The following is a 23187-nucleotide window of genomic DNA, read 5'->3' on the forward strand; positions in this document are numbered from 1 at the left end:
ATACCAGTTAGTCTTGGTATATCCCTGTTTTTAGCCTGATGAAAAAGGTGTTGATGAATAATGAATATGGATGAAGTTACTAAGGCACTCCAAGATGCTTTTCTTCTACCGCTCAATGAGGGCGAACATCGAAAAATCATCTTCTGGTTCGATAAAGACCTGGAGTTTGCTGAATATATACATGAGATTTCCCTTGAGAACGTCAAAGTGCATACGTTGACTGAGGGTAATAACTTCTATACGAAGGTGTTGCTCGAAGAAGAGGATCCGAACTCGAACTATTTGATTTATTCCAACCTGGACATGAGTATGGAAGGCAATTGGTTGTTGGATACAATTCTGTACTCGAAGATGTTCTATGCGGATAGGATATCCCTCATCATGAATGAACTGAACATCGATACTTCTCTTCGGAGTTCAGTAAAGAAATATGAGAAGTTCTTTGGGAGTAAGGATCGGATTAAGAAATTCAAAGGGTTCGAGCTTAAGGCGAATTCTGAAGGAACAATTGAACTAATGATGATGAGTGCGTTATGCAACATCAAGACTCCAGATTTTGAGGATGTTCTAAAGGTTGTACTGATGGATTCAATTGATGACAGTGAGAATAAGCATCTGGATTCGATTGCGAAGTATGTAGGGTTAGAAGTGTTTTGGAATGCGGTAGCTGAGCGGTATGGCTATGAGCAAAGTCAAAAGTCACTTAAAACGCTGTTTATCCATTTGACGGTCACTGCACTTAGCCATGCGGTTAATGAGGAACGTCTTTCACTGGTTAAAAGCTACATTGCCACTCGAAATAAGTCCAATGCTTTGGTGTTCGTTGACCACTGGATGCATCATAAAACGGATTATCATCTGTATGACCGATATGCAGAAATCGCTGAGAAAGAAATCAAGCTATCGGATATCGTAAATCAGCTCCCTATTGAAGAATTCAAGGCGGCGGATATATTCCCATACTTCGATAAAGCAATTATCATTTATATCGCCAATAGTCTGGAAGATCGACTTGAGGATTATGATGCATATACGAAGCTAATTAACCTGCGGAGAGCGAAACATTACTACGAGAGATATCAATCCATTTATGAAGCCCTCTACTACACCGTTAAGATGTTCGAGTTTCATAAGAAATACAGCATGGGTATTCCGAAAACGCAAGCAGTGGACATGTACCGAGCTTATGTGAATGACTATTACCAAATGGACATGTTCTATCGGAAATTCTATGTTGCATACGATAATGATTCGAACAGCGAAATCTTGAAGAAGCTCAAAGTGATGGTTGAGAATCTATATACGAACTGGTATATGAGCGAATTAAGCTCGCATTGGTCCGCCGCTGTGCACGATGAGTTAAAATCAAGCTGGGTACTACCAGGTATTCTAAACCAGAAGGATTTCTATAGAAGCTTTGTTTCACCGAAAATCTCTAATGGTGATCGAGTATTTGTTATCATATCGGATGCTCTGCGTTATGAGATAGCCTCAGAGCTTACGGACAAGCTTAACTCGGAGACGACAGGAGCTTGTGAAATTCAACCACTGTTGGGAGTCGTACCTTCTGTAACCAAGATGGGAATGGCATCACTTCTGCCGCATAAGAATAATTTGGAGATCGATCTAAGTGGAAAAGTATTGGTGAATGGGAAATCTTCCAGTGGGATAGATAATCGTATTGATATCCTACAAGGAGCAGTAGCTGATAGTACCGCCATTCACTATCAAGAGCTGAAAAACATGAACAAGGCTGGTCGTAGGGAAACTTTCAAAGGTAAGAAACTGATATATATTTATCACGATAGCATTGATGCAACGGGAGATAAGGCATCGACCGAGGTCTATACATTCACAGCGGCTGAGAAAGCTATTGATGAATTGTACGATATAGTTAAAATCATCAAGGATGATTTGAGCGGTACAAACATTCTCATCACTGCGGATCATGGCTTCGTTTATCAACGTGATGCATTGGAAGAGAGTGACAAGATTGAAAAGGAAGGTATTCAAGCGTTTGAGGTCAAACGGAGACATCTTTTCTCGCAAGAAAATGGAGAACGAAGCGGTCTCCTTGATATCAATATGGATAGTCTAATTAAGAATGAGCATAAAATCACCACTTATGTTCCGAAGGCGACTATTCGTTTCAAATTTCAAGGTGCTGGTGCTAACTTTGTTCATGGCGGCGCCAGTCTTCAAGAGATCGTTGTGCCGCTCATACAATTTAAGAACATTCGAGCTGGGCAAAAGAACAGTCGTGAAATCGAGAAAGTGGATGTAAAGCTCACAAATACCACCAGAAAGATCACGAATAGCCTGTTCAACCTTACCTTCTTCCAGACGGAGAAAGTGGAGGACAAGCGGGTTCCTCGAACGGTTAAGATCTACATGGTGGATGATGCCGAAAGCGTGATTAGTAATGAGGAACTCGTCATCTGTGATCGAACATCAGATAAGCCAGACGAGCGTACATTTAAGCTTCGCTTTGCGTTAAAGTCGATACCATATGATAAGAATAGTAACTATTACCTCATTACAAAAGACATTGAGACCAATATCGTCATTGAAAAAACGCAGTTCACAATCAATTTGGGCATAGTTAGTGACTTCGATTTTTAGAGGAAAGGAGAGGAACGAATGGAGTCAATAAGCGAAGGACAAACGATCGATTTAGATAGGAAACTGAATGATGTCTTTTCAGGTCGGGTTGTTCGAAAAGACCTGACAAAGCTAATGAAAGAGGGGGCAAATGTCCCTGTTTATGTTCTTGAATATCTTCTTGGTATGTATGCCGCTACAGATGATGAAGACAACATTCAAGAAGGGATTCAACGGGTAAAGAAGATCCTCTCCGAGAATTTTGTTAGACCAGATGAAGCGGAGAAGGTCAAATCCAGAATTCGGGAACTTGGTCAATATTCCGTTATCGATAAGATTACAGTAACGCTCAATGAGAAGATTGATTCCTACGTGGCGGAATTCTCAAATTTGGGGCTTAAAGGGGTTCCGATATCGCCGAACTATGTCAAAGAGTACGACAAGCTCTTGGCAGGCGGGATCTGGTGCATGCTGAAGATGGAATACTTCTTCGATGAAGAGGTTAAGAACAGCAATCCGTTCAGCATCAGTAGCTTGAAGCCGATTCAAATGCCGAACATGGATTTGAACGAGGTGTTTGAAGGAAGGAAGAGCTTTACGAAAGAAGAATGGATCGATGTACTTATTCGCTCGACAGGAATGGAGCCTACACAACTTGAGGATAGAGTAAAGTGGCATATACTTCTCAGGCTTGTACCACTTGTTGAGAACAACTATAACATGTGTGAACTCGGTCCACGGGGGACGGGTAAATCACATGTGTATAAAGAAATATCACCTAACTCGATTCTCGTCTCTGGTGGCCAATCGACGGTTGCTAACCTTTTCTATAATATGTCTTCGAAAAAAGTAGGGCTTGTTGGGATGTACGATGCCGTGGCATTCGATGAAGTAGCGGGTATAACCTTTAAAGACAAAGATGGTATACAGATCATGAAGGATTTCATGGCTTCAGGATCATTTGCACGGGGCAGAGAAGAGAAGGCGGCTTCTGCTTCCATGGTATTCGTCGGAAACATCAACCAAAGTCTTGATTCACTGATCAAGACATCCCATCTGTTTGCGCCATTCCCTGAGGCAATGGCGAGTGACTCTGCATTCTTTGATCGGATGCATTACTACCTCCCAGGCTGGGAAGTACCGAAGATGCGACCTGACTTCTTCACAGATAAGTATGGCTTCATCGTCGATTACATGGCTGAATACTTTAGAGAAATGCGGAAGCGTTCGTTTGCGGATGCTCTGGATCGGTATTTTAGGCTGGGTAATAACCTGAATCAACGTGATGTTATTGCAGTGCGTAAAACGGTATCAGGGTTAGTGAAGCTATTGTATCCGAACGGCGAGTATACGAGAGATGACATCGAGGAGATCTTGAAGTATGCCCTTGAAGGAAGAAGAAGGGTAAAAGAACAGCTCAAGAAAATCGGAGGTATGGAGTTCTACGATGTTCACTTCTCTTATATCGATAAGGAATCATTGAGCGAAGAGTATGTATCTGTACCAGAGCAAGGTGGCGGCAAGTTAATTCCTGAAGGCATGGGCAAACCAGGGCATGTATATAGCGTTGGGCATGGAGATTCTGGAATGATTGGGGTATACAAACTGGAGAACCAAGTTGTTTCGGGGTCAGGAAAATTCGAGAAGTCAGGTGTCGGATCCCATCGGGGAGCGAAAGAGAGCTTGGATACCGCCTTCCGTTACTTTACTTCAAATAGTAAAAGTATCAGCGGCTCGATTAGTACAAAGACCAAGGACTATCTGATGCATATTAGTGACATGCAAGGCATCGGATTGACGGAAGAATTAGCGATTGCCGAATTGATTGGATTATGCTCAGGTGCATTGGAACGCCCCGTTCAAGAATCGATGGTCGTGCTTGGTAACATGACAGTAGGCGGTACAATTGCGAAGGTCGATGAGTTTGCCAATACTCTTCAAGTGTGTGTAGATGCAGGAGCTAAGAAGGTATTGATACCTGCGTCGTCCGTAGTTGATTTTCAAACGGTTCCCGCAGATCTGCTGATAAAGGTTCAACCCGTGTTTTATTCGGATCCGACTGATGCTGTGTTTAAGGCGTTGGGGGTAGGATAAACATATGGAGGATAAGGTACATAAAATCATTGCTGAGCTTGATTATGGTTCTGCTTTTTATCATTACCTATACCGATCCTGACGGGGAAGAAAGGTGTTATGATCTTTGGTTAGACAAAGAGGACACTATATACCGTTTACAGACCATCTAATTGCTTGATGGTAAACCAGAAGAGGTTGGGCAGACTGTTGGGTACAGCAAGACAGAAATCACAAGGAAACTGATCGAGCTGTCAGCCTATGATAAGTTCCATATCCGTAAAATCGACTGAAAATAAAAGTTGTCAGGTCGTCGGAAGGGTGGTTTTCGGACTTTTTAAGGATTACTGCCTAAGAAGTTTCCATCACGGCTTTTAAGAGGTAACACTCATTGGATCTTATTTGTAGTCGAAATACATGTGAATTGCTAAAAACCCTGCCGATAATGCTCAAATAGAGCAAAAAAGCAGGGTTTTCGTTTGAAAACAAGTGAAATCAGAAGAGTTGTGATAAAAGCTCGACATCTTCCTCTAAAATCTGGTGCTCAGGAGGGGGAGCGGACAAGGTTTGCGGAGCATTGCCCTGCTCCTGAAGGATCTGCAACACCATGTTCTTGATCTCTTTTTTTGATACGGGTGATTGCCCGCCGCCGCTGATAAACACTTCTAACGCTCTTGCAATATAGTCACTTTTATTCGTAATACCCTGCAAATGGTCATAAATATACTGATGCTCTTTCTTGAATGATATGGATAACCGATTACGATTTCCCATGATGTTTCGCCTCCAGGATTGTGAGAAAGCTCAATACGTTTGACATTTGTGGATCGTTAGATATAGCGGCGGCAGGATATTCTTGTTTTAGATGCTCCTTTAGCAATAACGAACCCCCACCTACGACTATGACTTCACTATTTGAAAAACTAACTTTTCGACTACGAGCATAGTTGAATATCTCCTTAACATGATTGGTCATCGATTGATCAACAATTTGTTTGCTTTCCACCATCTTCTCCCCGTTGATAATCAAGTGTTTGTCCCGATATATCGCCTCAACGTCAGAATCGGAAACGCTGATGCCGTATTCCGTTGAGAGCTTGTCCGCTATTTTTGAGCGAAGAATGTTCACCCCAAGATCAGCAGTGACCATTTTGTCGTAAATAGGAATGAGGTTGTTAAATTCCTGGATGTTGACATTAAGCGAGCCAATATCGAAGATCAATACCCGTTTCTGCCGATATAAATTTAGGTTGCTGTAGATGGGACCAATGCCTTCAGGGAAGAGGTGGATACTTTCAATACGGAAAAGAAACGGCTTGTTATTGACAATGATATTGATTGTATCGCCGTTGTTTCGGATGAATTCACTGAATTCGATCTTCTGTTTCTCATTTTTATACAGGCTGATCGGAATATTAACTGCCAATGAAATTTTACTTAACACGATGTTCTGCTTCGATTTTTTGAGCAATTGGGCGATAGCGAGATATATGCATATTCGATGCGTGTCAGTCTTTTTGCTAAGAGAAAAATCCATCTTGCTTTCTCCAAGCATGTTCCCCAAGAGATAGGTTTTATTTCCGAATTCAACCGAATATGAACCTGGTGTTAAGTCAGCCCCTAAGTTGCTGACTTCCTCAACTTTGGTTTCGAACTTGACCTTTTGTAGCGTCCCTTCCTTCATGATTCCCTTTGTAGTTGACTTGCCGCTGTCCACGGCGATTAGAAAATGGTTGTGCATGTTAGTAGCCCCCTCTTTAGTAGTTTTATAGATTATATGCACATTTTATCTGAGATAGTCGGACATGATCGCATGTTTTGGTCTAAGGCTGTCGGATAATGGGCGATGAAGTCGGACTTGGCGGGGGACGTGGAATTGACAGATAAAAAGGGTTGTTAGATACATCAGAGGGGTAAATCAACTTTCGGAATACATATACCTGTATATAAGGGCAAAAATTCTTCGATAAGTTTCTCGCATGCGATCTTCTGTAGGTAATTTCGCATCCATACCAGTAGATTTAATCGTCAGATAATATGTAGCATCCTCCTTATGCAACCCTCCAAAGAACATAAGCATTCGTCTTACGGTACAGGTTTCAATTTTCGCCTTCGCTTTTGAATCTTAGCAACCGTCTGCCTGTTTGTTGCCAGAAGTAATCGATCGTCATGTAGGATTTATACATTAACCTATATAGGAACGCCAAAATCAGCGTTTCAGGTTGCAATGAACAGCATTTGCGTAATGATTTTGGTATTAAGCATCAATTCAATTGGCTTGCGTTAAAGTTCCTGATAGTATGTCTTTCTTCAGTAGGCTTTCAAAGCCAAGAGGTTTTAATAGCTCATTATCTGCTGTCGCTGAATGAATATGAGAGGTCTGTCCACAGCGAACAGACTTCTCCCTTCCCCTCTCCCCAAGGATCCTCCTGTTGGCTATGTCAACCCCTGAATGCTCCGACCTGGTTCGACGCTTATTGCCACTCAGACAATTACTTTTTCCATATGATAGGGAGAGAGTGATAGGGGGAATAAGTATGATACAAACAATTGTCTGTGAGATAAATAGAGCGGAATACACGGTAAATTTAGTTTATCTGCGAGAAATGCTTAGCAGTACCATTGAGGAAGGGAAATTTTTAAGGCAAGAGCTGAATCAAATCGTAGGGAAGTACGGAGAGGATGTTGACTTTAGGTCTACAAAAGATGTCACTCGGTTTATTAAGTTATTGCTTAGATTGGAGGATACTGAGGTGAGAAAAATTACGAATGAAGCCTTGGACAGATGGATTGAACAAACCAAGGATGTGTTTTTCATTAAGCTAAAGAACTACAAACGATGCCGTGATAGATATAGGAAGATAGCCACATTTATTAACTCGCTCTCAATTACTTTTGATGAATGGGGTAATAACTGCGTGCATGCTTTTATGGAGTCGAATTTGAGAACGGCAACTATTAACCCACAATTTACTGTAAACAGGATAGGCGGGATATCAATGTTACAGCCTGCCATGCCGTTTTCGATTACAGAGATGATGGGATTGCTAAGCTTCAATGTGGCGATTCAATTCGAGTCGAGCGATGAGATGGTAGGTTTTCTGAATAAGTATGGTGATATCATTTGGGGAGATTACATGGGGGAATGGTTGTTGGTTAGTGGAGAAGTATTATACGCCCAAATGATAGTAAGCGAATACGAGGTTATCCCGTTCTTTGACAGTGAGGATGAGATGAAGCGATTGATTGGGCAGTTCAATTTGGAGTATCGTAGACCATTAGCAATATCATCAAAGATCATTATCAAGGATTAATTAGCATGCCATGAATAAATGTTAAGCAAGGGGGTCAGACGCTATAGAACCACAAAGCCGTATTCAGGCATTGCAATCTCCGTTATCCTCTATATGCAACAGAACATAATGCAAACCGAGGGGGAGATATAAATGAAAGTAAAAGAGAGCTACTTCAGTGGACTATCAGAACAGATCATTAATAAAGCAAAATGGAGTCGAGATAAATTTGTGGTGTTTAATCATGAGGCAGGGACAGGCAAAAGTACAAGAACGCATCAGATTATCGGTGGAATGACGAAGAAGCAATCACATCGGGTACTGTATGTGCAACGGTTCCTTAAAGACGATGAGCTGAACAATACTGTGAAGGCTATTAATCGCAACGCAGGACGGAAAGTGGCAATTAGCATCACAGGAAAGGACACAGAGAAAGGTAAATCAACAGAAGTATTTGAACGTAGCCAGGTTATTTGTATTACTCATCAAATGTACATTCAGGTTTGTAAAGGGGAGCACCAACACTTGATAAAGGATCGGGATATTCTAATCATAGACGAGTTTCCAGACTTGCTTGAGAAGATTAATATATCAAATTACGAAATAGGTCTTCTTTGGACTGAATGTAGAAAAAGGAATGTACCTGCAATAGAGGAATGGGCGATATTGCTTCGTGACTTAATAGATGGAGGTAATGTAGCTAATAATGTCATGAGATTTACCGACTTTTCTGATGGTAAGGATCAGCACTATGAACCGATGATAAAATCTGCCATTAACAAGTTGGATGACAACAACTCGAAGATATATAAGGGTATTTTGAAGGAAAGTCTTCAACTAACAAAGAATGGTGGATTCTTGTTTGAAGAGGGGTTTCATACCTTTAATGACAACAGACAATTTGTACTCTTAAAGAATAACATCATTCTCGATGCGAACGCTGCGTTCGACTATAGGTATAAACTTTATGGAAAATTTGACCTTCATGAGAAAGAGAAAATGTACGATTATGCTAAGGATACACTACATCATATTAACGTTAAAACGACTAAGAACGCATTAAAGAAGTTCGAAAAATTTGTTCAAGAGGCGTTAAAAGAAATTCAGCTTGAAGGTAAAAAAGGAATTCTTTTCGTAACGGAAAAAGCAAACGTTGATAAATTAGAGAAAGAAATTGTTCAATACTTCTCAGATTACGGAAATAACCTTTCAGAAATTGAAGGTAATTTAAAAATCAAAATTAAGATCGACTATTTCGGTAACTTAATAGGGGTGAACCATTATCATGATTATGATGCCGTTGTTTTGCTTAAAACTCCTCACTATGATTATCTCACGTATGCCTTAACCTACCAATACTACACACGGTTGACTGGGCAACCTGTTGAGAATGTTGAATTGTTCAAACATGAAATAGTGGAGGCTATTCGGAAAAGTACAGTTGCAGGTGAGATGTACCAAGCAATAAAAAGGATTAATCGGGACAATAGCAGGCGTGCAGATATATACGTTTTTGCCGATTTTCAGGAAGCTATAGATATGGTGGTTGAGCAATTGCCGAATATTCAGTACAACAAAAAGGATCTTGAGGAAAAGCAGAATACTGGGAGACATTATGACAAAACGAAGAGAGAGAAATCCACTAAAAGTGAAAAGGCAAGAACAATACTTCTCGAAGCTAAGAAAAGCGGTATAGAAATGATGCAAAAGCTGGAGTTGAGGAACTTGTTGGAGATAAAAAGCAGAGGAAATCTCACCAAGATACTGGATAAATTAGAGGCTTTCTTTAAAGAACACGGGATAAGTCAAACTGGTCAGCAAATTTGGTTTCACGATAATTTGAAGGATTGTGAATTTAACAAACTTTGTGAATCTGCTTAATAACTAAAGGGTGAAGCTTATGTTCTTGTTTCATGTAAGCTATACTCTTGTGTTGGACGTTCGAGAGAACTTGTTCTTATAGGTGTTAGGCTTTGATTGAGGGATATCATAAATGATTGATTAGATCTCTACAAGCAAATTTTTAATTGAAACGATGGTTTTATACTTTGCGGGATATGATACTTGCATCCTAAAGATTTAGGTTGCCATAAGGCAACCGTATATATCAGTGATTGATGCTTAACTCTATGAAGATGATGCCAATTAATAAAAGTTGTATCGAAATTAGCAATTCCTCTTATATAGGAAGAATTCAATACAACTTTCTAAGTAAAACCCAATTGATGAAGCGGAAAACTCAAGGGATTTAAAGAACGAACGTCCAGATACAACTTTACTGTAGGATAACCTATACTCAAACGAGGTTCGACAGAAAAAGCCTTTTTACGAACTTCCAAAAAGGATAGAGTAATGTTATCAACAAATAAACTTACTACTGGGGGAATATAATGCTATCGGATGGAACAATTATTGAGGGAAATGAAAACGTGAAACCATTAATTAGTTTGCAAGAAGCAAGTGAGAGGATAAAGCAGTATAAAATGGAGAATCTCTTTGAACTCGCCTGGGAAGCGTACTCAAAGGAATGGGATCACGGCTATGCGTGGTTCGACCTTAAAAATGGGGAAATAGTGAGCGGTCATGAACATCTCATCGATCCGAAGCATTCCTATCTGATATTAATGAAAATAAGTGAGGCAGACTACCTATTTGAGTGGGACGATTATGATGAAGCATCCGATTTCGAGAAATTTAAGGATCGATTATCTTTACGTGATTGGTGTGAATTAAAAGGAATTGACCATCGGGAACGCATCAGAGATGGGGTACTGCGTGATCCACAAAGGTGGAATGAATATCACCAGTTACATTCTAAGCTGTATACTGGATTAAACGATTGGTATCGTAAGCATAATGTAACTGTTCAAACGGAGTATTCTACTCAAAATTCTCAAGCCAATAAAAAATTGAGGAATGGACAATTGGGTGAATCAACAGAGAAAGATTATTTTTTGAGGGATTTCAAGACGTTGACCTTGTACAAGAAGGCAGTAGAACTTGAGGAGATAATTGATAAATTGGCTGAATCTTTTCCGCAAGATGAAAAATATCGCTTAACGGACCAGTTAATTCGTTGTACCACAAGTATAGGTGCAAACGTTGCGGAGTCAAATGGCGGTCAGTATGCTGGCAGGGAACGCTATCATCTCGGTGTAGCGTTTTCCTCGGCAAATGAAGTTAGATATTGGGTTGAGCGAGCTTTTCGCAAGACGTATATTGATCAAGTGACATTTGAGCGGTTGGATGAAATGACACAAGAGTTGAGGAGAATAATGGGCGGGATGTTCAAACGCTTAGATGGTTTGAAAGGTGAATCTGCTTAGAAGAATGAAAAAACCATGGAGGTCTTTGTTTCCATGGCTTACATAGATCTATTCAGTGTCTGAAATCTGATGAGATATTTGTCCAGGATTTGATGTGAGCGGCGGCAGTAGTCAGCAAGTTTGTCATAAAGGTTGCTGACCATTTACCATTAAGAATGGTCAACATTTTAATCAGTCTTTGGACAAGCAACTCCGTCAGTAATCGGATAATCGTTCCTCGAAATATTCGCCTTCTTGATCCTCTCACATTCTCTATGCTCTGAACATCATTTTCATCATCTAAACAAATAGGGCACTCACAAGGAGTATTGTCACTTCGGAATTTAGAACTCTAATTTTCTTGCCATACCATCGCATGGGATATCATAAATATTCATCTGTAGATCCTCCTCTTCTGGCTTTTCCCAATACCATTACCTTCCAAACTATGACGAGAATATATGTTCCTATTTGGTTGAAGATAGTTTAATCGACAATTAAGTTGTTAGCAATAGACGGTCAAACACATCAATATAAATCACACTTTATTGGTTATGTTGATTGTGCTATACTAATGTCAAAATTTATGTGCAAACACAGAGGTACTTCATCGAAGGTAATTTACTGGTAAAAAAAACCAGTAGCGTTGCCTAAAGATTGGAATACCTCTTCTTGTCGTCTGACAGGAAATTTAATGGAGTAGGAAGGTGCGATTCTCAGTGTGAAGGAAGTCTGAGAAGTAGAAATGATTAAAAAACGGTCTAAATAAGTTATGTACCGAGTTTCGAGTTGTTTAATTGATTTTTCGAAACGAAGGAATGCGGCTTCGCAGATTTTGAAAATGAGAAACTCTCGACAGAACATATAATTATGTTAAAAATGACCCTGAAGTCATGGATCGCTTTTATTCGTTAATTTGTTCTGAAAGTTGTTGTAATAGTTTGACTGTACGATCATAGTCTGCTCTCATTATACTTTAATTAAATTCATGCAAGAGAACGGAGAGAATGCGTGATTCTCTCCGAACACTTTAGTTGAAAAAGCCCTCAGCTTGTTTCCGATGTTCATCCGTGATATGGGTGTTTATGCTATTGAACGCTACCCAGAAAGCGGCGGCATCGTCAGTGTACCCAAGAATCAAGATGAAATCAGGAATTAAATCAATTGGAAGTACAACATATGCTAACGCACCAATAGCAATTGCTTTTGCTTTCATAGGTGTTTTAATATCGATCGCACAGTAATACATGGCTAATGCATCTTTGGCAAAGGGGATTTTTGATGCATGTTTTTTTAATTTTTTCAGAAAATTATCTTTAACATACTTTTCTTGCTCATTTGAATCGCCAATTTTTGCTATCCAAGTTTTCGTGTCAATTTTTTCATCTTTAGAATAGGCGTGGTCTGTTGCCAATGCAGTAGCTAATTCTTGTTCTGACTTATATACACTTAGTTCTACATCCTCACTAAATTTGGATTTGCATGTACCGCAGATTGCTTGTGCAAAACTTTCAGTATCAATGTTATTGATTTGACCACAATTTTGACACTCCATTTGTCTAATCAACGTATATTATCCCCTTTAAAATGATGATGGAATCTAAAATTAATAAGAGATGAATATGAAGTCTGTTATATTGACATTGACATGTTTTGAGTAGGTAATGCCTTTAAGTTTTCACTGCCTTCCCAGGGGAGTTGTCCGAAAAAATCTTCTAACCCTTTATTTATTGTAATCATATCTTCAATTGTTCGTGGATCACTGGTTTCAATAATCGTTTTCAAGTTATCCAAGTGTTCTTCAATTTTTTGCAGAATTCCTTCGACAACTTCATTTAACCCAATCTTACTATCATCCCAAAACTTAGTGATTGCATCCGAATAAGAGTTAATAACCTTTTCCTTTTCCAGAGTTTTAATCACTTCTTTTGCCAACCTTTTTTTCCAACCATCACCAAAGAGAGATGTAACAATTGCAAATGCTCCAATAGCTAATGCTATACCAATAGTAATTGGCCCTCCAATCATTGCTACGAAAGAAGCCGCCGCCGCAGTTCCACCTACTGAAATTCCTAAAGCGCTCAGTAAGCTGACACCTTTTGCAACAAGAATATATCCACCAAGGTTTCCAACAGTTGCCGCCCATAATCCTAATCCACCAAGTACACTTGCTCCAGCGATTCCTCCTGCGAGTGCACCTTTAAAATCAAAGGGTATTTGAACGTTACCGACAGATATTTTACTCAATGAATTTGCTTTCTTCTCAACATCTTTAAAAAATTGAGTCAACATGGTGTTGAACTCTGAGGCACTGCCTTTAAGTATCTCCTGCATCTTTGCATAATAAAGATCAGAGATGTTGGAGAGAAGATACTCTTTAGCCTGTTTTTTATCGTAGTTTTTTTCATTAATTAAATTTATAATGTATTTTTCGGTGATGGTCTCCTTTTCCCAAAGTTTTATTTCGAGTGTGTTGCTTTTTTGGGACTTATCAATGAACGAGATAAGCTGGTTTCGAAGGGCGTTTATCTCCTCGAACTTTTGAGGCTTTTCTCGAACGGCTTTCTCATACTCCTTTTTGGAGTTTTCACGGTCTCGCAAAATGGTCTCATATTTTTGGACTTCATTTGCAAATAAGGTGCGAGATTCATTTTTAAAATCCTCAATAGCTTGGTTTAATCTTGCCTTTCGAATAGTAGGTAATGAATTCACAAGCAATTCTCTGAATGCATTTTCAAATTCTTCACGAAGAACTGGGGTATCAAGTGAGTACGAGAAAAATCTTGTTTTAAATATTTCAACAAATTCTCTTTTACTAACATTAAAGATTTGTTTAATCAATTCGTCAGAGAGTTGCTCTGAAAACGCAATGGATCTTGTTTCTAATACATGTGGAATTTTTTCAGGACCTACAACGTGTGACTGAGAAGCTATTACAAATAGATTTGAAAGCAACGGAACTTCTTTTGTGTTCAAAACTGGCAATGTGCGGATTACATCTTTTAGGAACAAAATATCAGATTGCTTATTTAAGAAACTGTTGCTCTGGCATAAGAACAAAACAATATCTGCCTCGTCTTTAGCCCTTTGCGCTCTAACCGTATCATCCATTTCTTCAGTTCCGAACCCTGGAAGATCAACAATGTCGCAAGACAGTAAGATGTTTGAATCTAAATAAACGACAGCGGAATCCACCTCTTTATGAAGTTTGTTTGAGTTTCTATTACAGTATTTTTCTAATATATCGTAGTTTCCTACGTGCAGAGCATGATCCCTGCAATACTCTATATCATGAATTCTTCTGAAATTCCAGCCTTTGTCATGAGCTTCTGCTTTGAAAATACTAACATGGTTTTCGCCCATCCAAGCTGGTTTGTCATTAATATGTTTCACGTAGACGGTTGATGACGTTGTCGGTGTCCATTGAGACAAGAGCGCATCAATTCCTGTAAGGCTATTGATCATTGTGCTTTTCCCAGCATCAGATGGACCGAGCAAAGCAACGAGGGGTTTTGCTCCGTAAATGTTAATTAGATCATCTAATTCAGATATTTTCTTAATAGCCGTCTGATATTCAGGTTTTTTCTTGAAAAGTTCCATTGTTGGAGCTATGTAATATTTTAAGGCGTTTTTCTTTAAGCTTTCTTCTCCATAAACATTAGGAATATCAAGGGCTTTAGGTTGTTCTAATTTAAAATTACTCAAAACATCGTTTGGTAGCATGCGAGCTACACTGCACAGATTCATAAAGAATTCGAGTGACATGTTTCCAGGATTACTTTCCATTCTGGAGATATAGTCTTGTCCGCATTGAAGAGCAGAAGCAAGTTCAGCTTGGGTGTATCCTAACTTTTCTCTAAGACCTTTTAGATCAAAATCTTTCATTTTAGCACGCCTTTCTACTGGGAAATTTATGTACAAGATACTTATACCATAATGCTTTTTAAATGTAAATATTGGATATGCAAAAATCCATATTATAATATACGAATAACAAAAAAAGGGATGCATCAGGACATATTTGATTGAATGGTCAGGTATCCCAGTTGATGCGAAATGACGAATCGAAGTGATTACTTGGCAAAATAATCGAACCTTACTTAATCTGATTAAGGAAACCTAAAAATCCTATAAAATAGGGATTTATAAAATTAGCCCAAAACACTTGGCCATTGAATCTTCCTCAAGGGTCCTGATACAATAGTTTTGTATGATTGGCATATTTTGAGGAAGAGAGTCCACCTTTGAAGATAGATTCTCGATTTCTTGACTTCAAATAAAGTGGGGCAGTGAGGAAGAAGACGAATGAAGATGGTTTACCCGATCCGAGATAAAAAACAGATTGAGCTTGTAAAGAGTTATCTGAAGTCAAGGAGCCTGAGAAATTATCTTATGTTCCAAGTCGGCATATCGTCAGCCCTTCGCATATCAGATATTCTGAGCCTTAAAGTGAAGCATGTATGGAATAACAAACGACCGTCCGAGTTTATTGAAGTAAATGAGAAAAAGACAGGGAAATACAAGAGGTTTCCTGTAACAACTAATCTTGCGAAAGCAATTAAAGAATACGCCGCTGTTTATGACATGAGTGATTCAGAGTTATATCTGTTTCGAAGCAGAAAAGGAGAAAATAGACCGATCACCAGGCAACAAGCTCGTGATATATTAGATCATGCATGTGATATGTGCGGAATTCCCGATAAGTTCGGGAGCCACGGTCTTCGGAAGACCTGGGGGTACTTCGCATTCAAACAGGGCATTTCGTTGGACTATATTTCTATAGCCCTAAACCATAGATCAATCGCTGAAACCAAACGATACCTTGGTTTACTTCAAGAAGACTTGGATGATATTTATTTTCAGATCAATTTATAATAAAGCATGAGTTTTCAAAATTACTTCATGTCATTCTTAATAAATTCATATGCAATAAGTGATAAAGCATTGAATTATAGGCTATGCCGCAAAAAAAAGCGGATTAATTGCCTGTAATACCAATGTTTTTTTGCATTGCATGTTAGGCAATGAACGGCTACTTGGAGGTAAGATTATGAGCGGTTGGAACAAGGAGAAACTTCAGAGATATATTAAAGAAGGAAGAGGGCAAGGGGAAAAAGTCTCCTATATTCCATGGACGAAAACGCACGAGTTCTCCTCCAAGGGAAGAGCAACGAGAATATTTGGAATTAAGACTCAACGTATACACCATCTTCACTCAGACAATCAGTTAAGGGCATTCCATATGTTTGAGTGGGAAGACAACGTAATTGATATAAGAGAAGGTTTTCCATTGTTGGATGTTATGGAGGTTATTGATGACAAAGAGAACCTTCGATTTGATAAATTCCGTGATAAAGAGTCTGGAGAACAGCTGGTACTGACAACCAGTTTCCTTTTAACGATTAGAGATGCAGATGGAAAAGAACGATATCTTGCAAGAGCTATAAAAGACTCATCCGAATTAACAAGAAAAATTACTTTTGAAAAACTTGAGATCGAGAATCGATACTGGAGAGCCAAGGGAATAGAGTGGAGAGTAATAACGGATAAACAGCTTTCAAGACAGTTTGTTAAAAATATTGAGTGGGTTAGAGAGACATTATTATCGAACGAACAATCGGATATAAATAAAGATCAGCTATCCGATATGTTATTGAATCATTATCTTCTGAGCAATCCAGATTCAGTTTTACGGGATAGTTTAAGGGATTTCGACAAGAAGACTGGAGCAAGTAATGGTACAGGACTCTATTTATATCGATATTTAATAGCCAAAAAAGCAATTAGGGTTGATATGAGTAGAAAGTTCGATACAACGGCAAGAATTATAGATCTACTAATGTGATGGGGGGGATTACTGTGAAATTCATGGAGAATATGCTGTTTAAATATGGTGATGGTAAAGTCATTAGAATTCTACATATTAATCGAGTTTCATCAATTATATATGTGATCGATATGGCGAGTAATAGATGGGCGTATCCTCTGAAGATGGATGAACTGAGGCGGTTTCAGGAGCAGTCAGAAATTATACTGTTGGAAGAAGATATCTATTGCAGAATTTTTATCGAAGAGGATTTAAGCGATGCGGAGAAGAGGAAGAGGGAGCATGCCTGGGGGATCGTAAAATACATACTAAATAATGTCGAAACTGAAGAACATCTGTATCTCAGTAAATATAGAGAACCAGCAATTAAGGAAGCGATGCAGATGTTTAAGCTGAGCTATAACGGAGTAAAAAACTTGTTAATTCGCTATTGGCATGGAGCACAAACTAAAGATAGCTTGTTACCAAGCTATCATAGATGCGGGGCTAAGCGAAGGGAGAGAATTAGCGGGAACCATAAGCGTGGAAGACCACGTAGCGGTGAAAGAGGCATCGGCATAAATGTTGATGATAAGATGAAAAAGGTTTTTAAGCAAGCACTCAATAGGTATTACTACTCTGAACGTAATAATTCCTTGAAAATCACTTATGAGCTGATGCTCAGGGATTCCTTTGTTAAAGATGAAGTTGAACAAAATGGGATTAAATTACCCGTACTCATAGACAAGTCCCATTTACCGACCTATCAGCAATTTTTGTACTGGTATAAGAAATTGAATAATCCTAAAAAGGAGATCTCAAAAAGGAAAGGAACCAGAGCATATCAACAAAATTTTAGAACAATCATTGGCGATTCAACACAAGATGCAGGTGGAGCATGCGGATCGCTTTTGCAGATCGACAGTACGTTATTCGATATCTACCTTACATCCAGCGTATCAAGGGATTTAATTGTAGGTCGCCCAATTGTATTTCTGTGCGTTGATGTGTACTCACGCCTCATTATGGGGATTAACATCAGCTTTGAATCATTAAATTCGTATAGCGGGGCAATGGTTGCACTCGCAAATAGTATGTCATCCAAGAAAGAGTTCGCTTCAAAGTATGGCATAACTATTGAAGACAAAGATTGGCCCTTCTGCGTACCACTCAGAGTAATGGCAGATAGAGGTGAACTTGTTGGCAAACAGATTGAGAATGCCATACAAGGTTTGGGGATTACGATACAAAACAGCCCGCCATATCATGCAGATTATAAAGGGATAATTGAGGTTGCATTTGCAGTAATGAATTCGAGAGTGAAGCCCTTTGCTGAAGGTGTTGTTATTAATGGAAAGGGTTTTAAAGAGAGAGGTGAGTCCGATCATCGATTGAGGGCAAGTCTATCAATTGAGGATTTTACTAAAATCATTATAAAGTGCGTGCTGTTCCATAATAAAAACCATGTCCTTAATGATTACGTGTTAGATGAACTAATGATAGAAGAGGGGATAGAAAAGATACCCATCCAAATTTGGAATCATGGATTAAAACATAAAAAAGGGCAATTGAGGGTTTTGTCAGAAGAGATGATTAAAACTCACCTCTACCCAATCGACCGTGCTTTGGTTTCTGCCAGAGGAGTATCTTATAAAAAGATGCTGTACGCTTCGGAATATGCATTAAAAAATCAGTGGTTTGAGAAAGCTCGTATAAATGGTAGCTGGAGAGTAAATATCTGCTTTGATCCACGGGATTTAACAAATATTTATGTGATGGGTGAGGGTGACGAAGGTTTAATCAAACTGACTCTATTAGACCATTTATTAAAATATGAAAATAAAGGAATTGAGGAAATAGAACAAATGATTAAGCATGAACAAACAATGGATGAGAGGAGCAAGGAGAGAGAGTTGCAAGAAAAGGTTCATCTCTTTGCTGAAATTGAACATATTGTCGAAGAAGCAAAGAGGAAAACAGCATCCGAAAGGGATTTTGGTAAAAGTAAATCACAAAGATTAGCGGGTATAAAGGAAAATCAACAACAAGAGCGTTTATTTCAACGGGCAAAGGAATTCCATGAAACATCAATTGTTGAAACGATCGATGTTCATGCCGAAGAATCAGATAATGAAACAGAGGACTTACGAATGTTTTTTAATAAAGATGATGGAGATTACGATGAATAAAATCTATCTACCCAATGGAATGGAAGCTCAGGAAGCCCACTATAATGAGTTTCCGATTGAAGAGTATAACACAAATCCTTATATTCAAGCTTTACCCCCAATCGCAGATAAGAAGACAATAATCAGAAATTTATTGACCGTTCCTAACTTTAAAGAAGAAGAGCGTCAACTGGATAGCTCATATAGAGTGCATATTGTTAATCGATTGTATAAGCTTTTTCAGCCTTTACCTCAACATGTCCAAATTTGGAATATGGTATTCTCGCTTATTTCTCAGGGATACTTGGCGAGAAATCCATTTAATAAGGAATACCGCAGATATGTGAATGCAACGGGTAAACAAATTATTAATAGATCGTTTGATATCAATAGTAGAACGGATTTTAGAACAACAGCAAGTTGTGGGCTTGTGATTGGCTATTCGGGAATGGGAAAGACAACTACAATTAATAAGATTCTAAGTAACGTGTCATCAGTAATTGTGCATGATACTTATAATGGTCAACATTTTAACCAAACACAATTGGTTCATATAACCTTACAAACGCCGCATAATGCAAGCCTAAAGGCACTTTCACTTCAGTTTTTTATGAAAGTAGATGAAATACTTGGAACTAATAATTTTAAAAAGTATGTATCACGAAATCTAAGTGTTGATGCGATGCTCCCTCTAATGGGGATTGTATCACAAAATATCGGTCTTGGTTTGATGGTGATTGACGAAGTTCAACATTTGCAAAACCGTGGTGTACAGCAGATGATGAATTACTTTGTTACTCTTATGAATTCGTTCGGTGTACCCGTAATTTTTATTGGTACACCAGCATCGTATCCAATTTTCCAAAATGAATTTAGGATTGCAAGAAGAGTAACGGGGAGTGGCGAGGTAATCTGGAATAACATGAATAATGACGAGGAGTTTCGTTTGTTTTTGAATTCAATATGGAAATATCAATGGAACCGAAAATTCACACAACTAAATGATGAATTGATTCAGATTTTCTATGAAGAAACTCAAGGGATATCGGATCTCATTATCAAGTTATTTGTCAACGTCCAACATATGGCAATCCACAGTGGAAAAGAAGAGTTAACAGTTGATATTGTGAAAAGAACGGTTAGAGACAATTTTAAAATGATGAAGCCAATGCTGGATGCACTGCGATCAGGCAACCCTTATAAAATCGCTAAATATGATGATTTGAGGAAAAGTGAACAGAAAAATAATATTAGAAGCGAGGTGTTAGCTCAGCCAACGAAAAATTATAATGAAGCGAGAACCAAGGAAAGAACTGTAGCAACTTCAAACAAGCTCAAGAACAAAATGAAACAGGAATATGAATCTAATGATATAAGATTAATCCTTGACCAAGCTAATAAGTCGGGTACACCTGCATACCAACTATTGATAGAACAGGGCTATATTGATGAAATGACATATAAGCAAGGTGATCTAATTGTATGATGAATTTTTTGCCGATCTTATACGAAGACGAAGTGCTCTATAGTGTTGTGGCACGATATAAAAGAATGTGTGGGATGATAAGCAAAACAGCTCTCATTCGGGACGTATTTGGCGGAAAAACAGCATTCAAATCAACGTTGTTTCCGCAACATCTGAACAAGCTGATAGAAAACTTACCCTGTAATTCAAAAATAGAGGTACACGAACTTATCAGAAATCACACACCTATAAATTTCTATACTGCCTTTTTATCCAATCAGCATTCTAAAACTGTTGTAGATGGAATGATCAAAGGAAAAGGAACTGGAATTGAAGCCCTGGTTGGTATCGCAGGAAGCAAAGTGAAATTAAATGATTATCTGAAGGTCTGTCCTACGTGTCTCATAGAGGATAACGAACACTTAGGAGAAAGTTATTGGAGGAGATCCCATCAAATTGTTGGGGCATTGTTTTGTTTAAAGCATGAAGTTCCTTTAGTAAACAGTAAGGTAGGATGTTCAGATAATATTGTTGATTTTATTTGTGCGGATGAGGATGTCTGTGATTTGGAAAATATCTTAATAACTAACTACTCTGAAGAAATAAAGCGGCTAAATCTGAAATACCTTCGTAATGTTTTCTATTTACTAAACGTTAATGAGGAAAGAAAAGACCTTTCCTTTATTAACAATTACTATATAGACCGATTACGCGAGAAAAACCTCGCCTCAAAAAGTGGGAACTTGTATATTAAAGATTTGGTAACAGTCTTCGTGAATTATTACCCAATTGAGTATTTAAATCTTATGCAAAGTGCTATAGATATTAATAACGAAACAAACTGGTTGAGGCTTTTTGTAAGAAATAACAATAAGAATAGAAGTCCACTAAGACATCTTTTACTGTTAGAGTTTCTTGGCTTAGAAGTCGCAGACTTATTCAATTGTAGTTCAACAGTAGGAAGAATTCCATCCAAGTCAAATCGAAAACCCATTTATGAGTTAAGTGAACGAAGGAGAAAATGGATAAAGCTAATACAAGATAATCAGGGGGCTACGAGAGCTGAGTTAAAAGTTATCGGGAAGGGGCTTCATACATGGATTATTGCTCATGATAGAATTTGGTATGAAGAAGTAACACCCAAGATTCGAAAGAGAGAGAATAAAAAAGCAGTAATTGATTGGAACCAAAGGGATGAAGAGTGCTTGAGGCTTGCAAAAGAGGCGGTTAAGACACTTCTAAATAATGATGGCAAACCAATTAGGATTGTTCCAGCAAGCATTAGAAGAGCTGCAGGGGTTAAGAGATGGTTTCTTCACAAAAAGTTAAGCAAGACATGGGAGTATTTGCTGGCAGTCACAGAGGATATAAACAGCTATAGAATCAGAAAAATTAAATGGGCGATAGCAGAATTAATGGAGAAGCAAGGGAAGGCAACGGTTTATCAAGTTCAGTTGTATGCAGGGTTTGGAGGCAATAATAAAGAAATTAAATTAACTATAGAGCAATTTTTGTAGTTCTAAAGCAGATTGATTTTGGATATGACTCCAATAAAGAAGGAAATGATATAAAAGGGAGAGAGAGAGTACATGTGGGGTCAAGATACAATTGAATTTCTAATTGATGATTTCTTGAAGTATATAGGAGGTATAAGTATCACAGCATTAGTAATGGGGGCTATATTTCTTATTTTGAAAACTACTACCAATTCAATGATAACTTCAAGTTTTAATAAAAATCTTGAGAGCCATAAAGCTGAGCTAACAAAAATGATTAATGCCGAAACTGAACAAAAGAAAAGTGAATTAGCTAAAGTAAATGATAAATTTAGAAATGAGCTTAATGCAGAAATTGAAAAACTCAAACACGAACAACAAAGAGCATTTAAGGACTTCGAGCTTTATATATCCAAAAAACATGAAAGGTATCCAGAGGTGTATAAAAGTATTGAAACTGCATATGGGGCTATTTTTTCGTTGCACGGTAAATATAGGGACTTGTCCTTTGAGAATGTAAATAAAGACGATGTTAAGGCTTATTTAGAAATGGAAGGTGTAACAAAAAAAGATATGCAAGAAATAATGGATCTTTGGGTAGACGGTGAACCCAATGCAGATGCCGTCATGCGAATTAATTCGGTGAGAAGGAGAATAAAAATCAATTCAGCTTATGAAAGTTGGTCTGATGCGAACGATACTTTAATTTTCAACGAATTATATCTTTCAGAATCCGTTTCTGAGCAAGCAAGAAAGGTTCTTAATAAGTTATGGGAATACCTTGATTTGGAGGAGATATACGGTTGCTCATATGAGGAAATACTCGGTGGTTCTAATGTTAGGGAGGAAATGAAACAAGAGAAAGAAAAGTTGAAAAATGTTATGAAGACTGAATTATCTCAAGTAGTATCTCTATAAATTTGTGGATTATGTTTGCGAAATCTTATAAATCCTATTTCCCCAAACCTATATCCCTACTA

At 38.3% G+C, this 23187-nt stretch carries 15 protein-coding genes; 11 read left to right on the forward strand and 4 right to left on the reverse strand.

What is annotated here, in order from left to right:
- Positions 1–60: 60 nt before the first annotated feature.
- On the forward strand, positions 61–2622 hold the full coding sequence (gene pglZ / locus CHI14_RS11230; RefSeq protein WP_095288528.1) for a BREX-1 system phosphatase PglZ type A: 2562 nt from the start codon (positions 61–63) through the stop codon (positions 2620–2622).
- A gap of 18 nt (positions 2623–2640) precedes the next feature.
- Positions 2641–4695, forward strand: a complete 2055-nt coding sequence (gene brxL, locus CHI14_RS11235; protein ID WP_095288529.1) for a protease Lon-related BREX system protein BrxL — start codon at positions 2641–2643, stop codon at positions 4693–4695.
- A 474-nt stretch (positions 4696–5169) separates the two neighbouring features.
- On the opposite strand, the gene CHI14_RS11240 is transcribed toward brxL, so the two are convergent.
- Together CHI14_RS11240 and CHI14_RS11245 are read right to left on the reverse strand one after the other, a co-directional pair.
- Entirely contained in the window at positions 5170–5448 is a 279-nt protein-coding gene (locus CHI14_RS11240) for a hypothetical protein (protein ID WP_095288530.1), read from the reverse strand.
- Positions 5435–6415, reverse strand: a complete 981-nt coding sequence (locus CHI14_RS11245) for a ParM/StbA family protein (RefSeq protein WP_095288531.1) — start codon at positions 6413–6415, stop codon at positions 5435–5437. Before CHI14_RS11245 ends, CHI14_RS11240 begins: the two co-directional genes overlap by 14 nt.
- Before the next feature lie 796 nt (positions 6416–7211).
- Between CHI14_RS11245 and CHI14_RS11250 the strand changes: the two genes are divergently transcribed.
- The 3 genes from CHI14_RS11250 to CHI14_RS30455 all read left to right on the forward strand — a co-directional run bounded on the left by CHI14_RS11250 (position 7212) and on the right by CHI14_RS30455 (position 11293).
- Complete coding sequence (locus CHI14_RS11250; RefSeq protein WP_095288532.1) at positions 7212–7988, forward strand: hypothetical protein; 777 nt, start codon at positions 7212–7214, stop codon at positions 7986–7988.
- A gap of 132 nt (positions 7989–8120) precedes the next feature.
- Positions 8121–9848, forward strand: a complete 1728-nt coding sequence (locus CHI14_RS11255) for a hypothetical protein (protein ID WP_095288533.1) — start codon at positions 8121–8123, stop codon at positions 9846–9848.
- Positions 9849–10357: 509 nt separating this feature from the next.
- A complete protein-coding gene (locus tag CHI14_RS30455; protein WP_249281069.1) occupies positions 10358–11293 on the forward strand; it encodes a four helix bundle protein in 936 nt (311 codons plus the stop codon).
- A 1009-nt stretch (positions 11294–12302) separates the two neighbouring features.
- On the opposite strand, the gene CHI14_RS11265 is transcribed toward CHI14_RS30455, so the two are convergent.
- Complete coding sequence (locus CHI14_RS11265) at positions 12303–12839, reverse strand: YkvA family protein (protein ID WP_249281070.1); 537 nt, start codon at positions 12837–12839, stop codon at positions 12303–12305.
- 65 nt (positions 12840–12904) lie between these two features.
- A complete protein-coding gene (locus CHI14_RS11270) occupies positions 12905–15157 on the reverse strand; it encodes a dynamin family protein (protein WP_170948095.1) in 2253 nt (750 codons plus the stop codon).
- A 420-nt stretch (positions 15158–15577) separates the two neighbouring features.
- On the opposite strand from CHI14_RS11270, the gene CHI14_RS11275 reads away from it, so the two are divergent.
- The 6 genes from CHI14_RS11275 to CHI14_RS11300 all read left to right on the forward strand — a co-directional run bounded on the left by CHI14_RS11275 (position 15578) and on the right by CHI14_RS11300 (position 23125).
- Positions 15578–16147 carry a tyrosine-type recombinase/integrase gene (locus CHI14_RS11275; RefSeq protein WP_095288535.1) on the forward strand — a complete coding sequence of 190 codons (570 nt, stop codon included), beginning with the start codon at positions 15578–15580 and terminating at the stop codon, positions 16145–16147.
- Positions 16148–16322: 175 nt separating this feature from the next.
- Positions 16323–17117, forward strand: coding sequence for a TnsA endonuclease N-terminal domain-containing protein (locus tag CHI14_RS11280; protein WP_170948096.1), 795 nt, complete (start codon positions 16323–16325; stop codon positions 17115–17117).
- 23 nt (positions 17118–17140) lie between these two features.
- Positions 17141–19267 (forward strand): Mu transposase C-terminal domain-containing protein, encoded by a 2127-nt coding sequence (locus CHI14_RS11285; RefSeq protein ID WP_212676990.1) that lies wholly within the window; start codon positions 17141–17143, stop codon positions 19265–19267.
- Positions 19260–20732, forward strand: coding sequence for an ATP-binding protein (locus tag CHI14_RS11290; protein WP_170948098.1), 1473 nt, complete (start codon positions 19260–19262; stop codon positions 20730–20732). The genes CHI14_RS11285 and CHI14_RS11290 overlap by 8 nt, the downstream gene beginning before the upstream one ends.
- Entirely contained in the window at positions 20729–22228 is a 1500-nt protein-coding gene (locus tag CHI14_RS11295) for a TnsD family Tn7-like transposition protein (protein ID WP_095288539.1), read from the forward strand. Before CHI14_RS11290 ends, CHI14_RS11295 begins: the two co-directional genes overlap by 4 nt.
- 72 nt (positions 22229–22300) lie before the next feature.
- On the forward strand, positions 22301–23125 hold the full coding sequence (locus tag CHI14_RS11300; RefSeq protein ID WP_095288540.1) for a hypothetical protein: 825 nt from the start codon (positions 22301–22303) through the stop codon (positions 23123–23125).
- Positions 23126–23187: the final 62 nt, after the last annotated feature.

The sequence above is a fragment of the Paenibacillus sp. 7516 genome (assembly GCF_002272715.1).
GTDB lineage: Bacteria > Bacillota > Bacilli > Paenibacillales > Paenibacillaceae > Paenibacillus > Paenibacillus illinoisensis_A.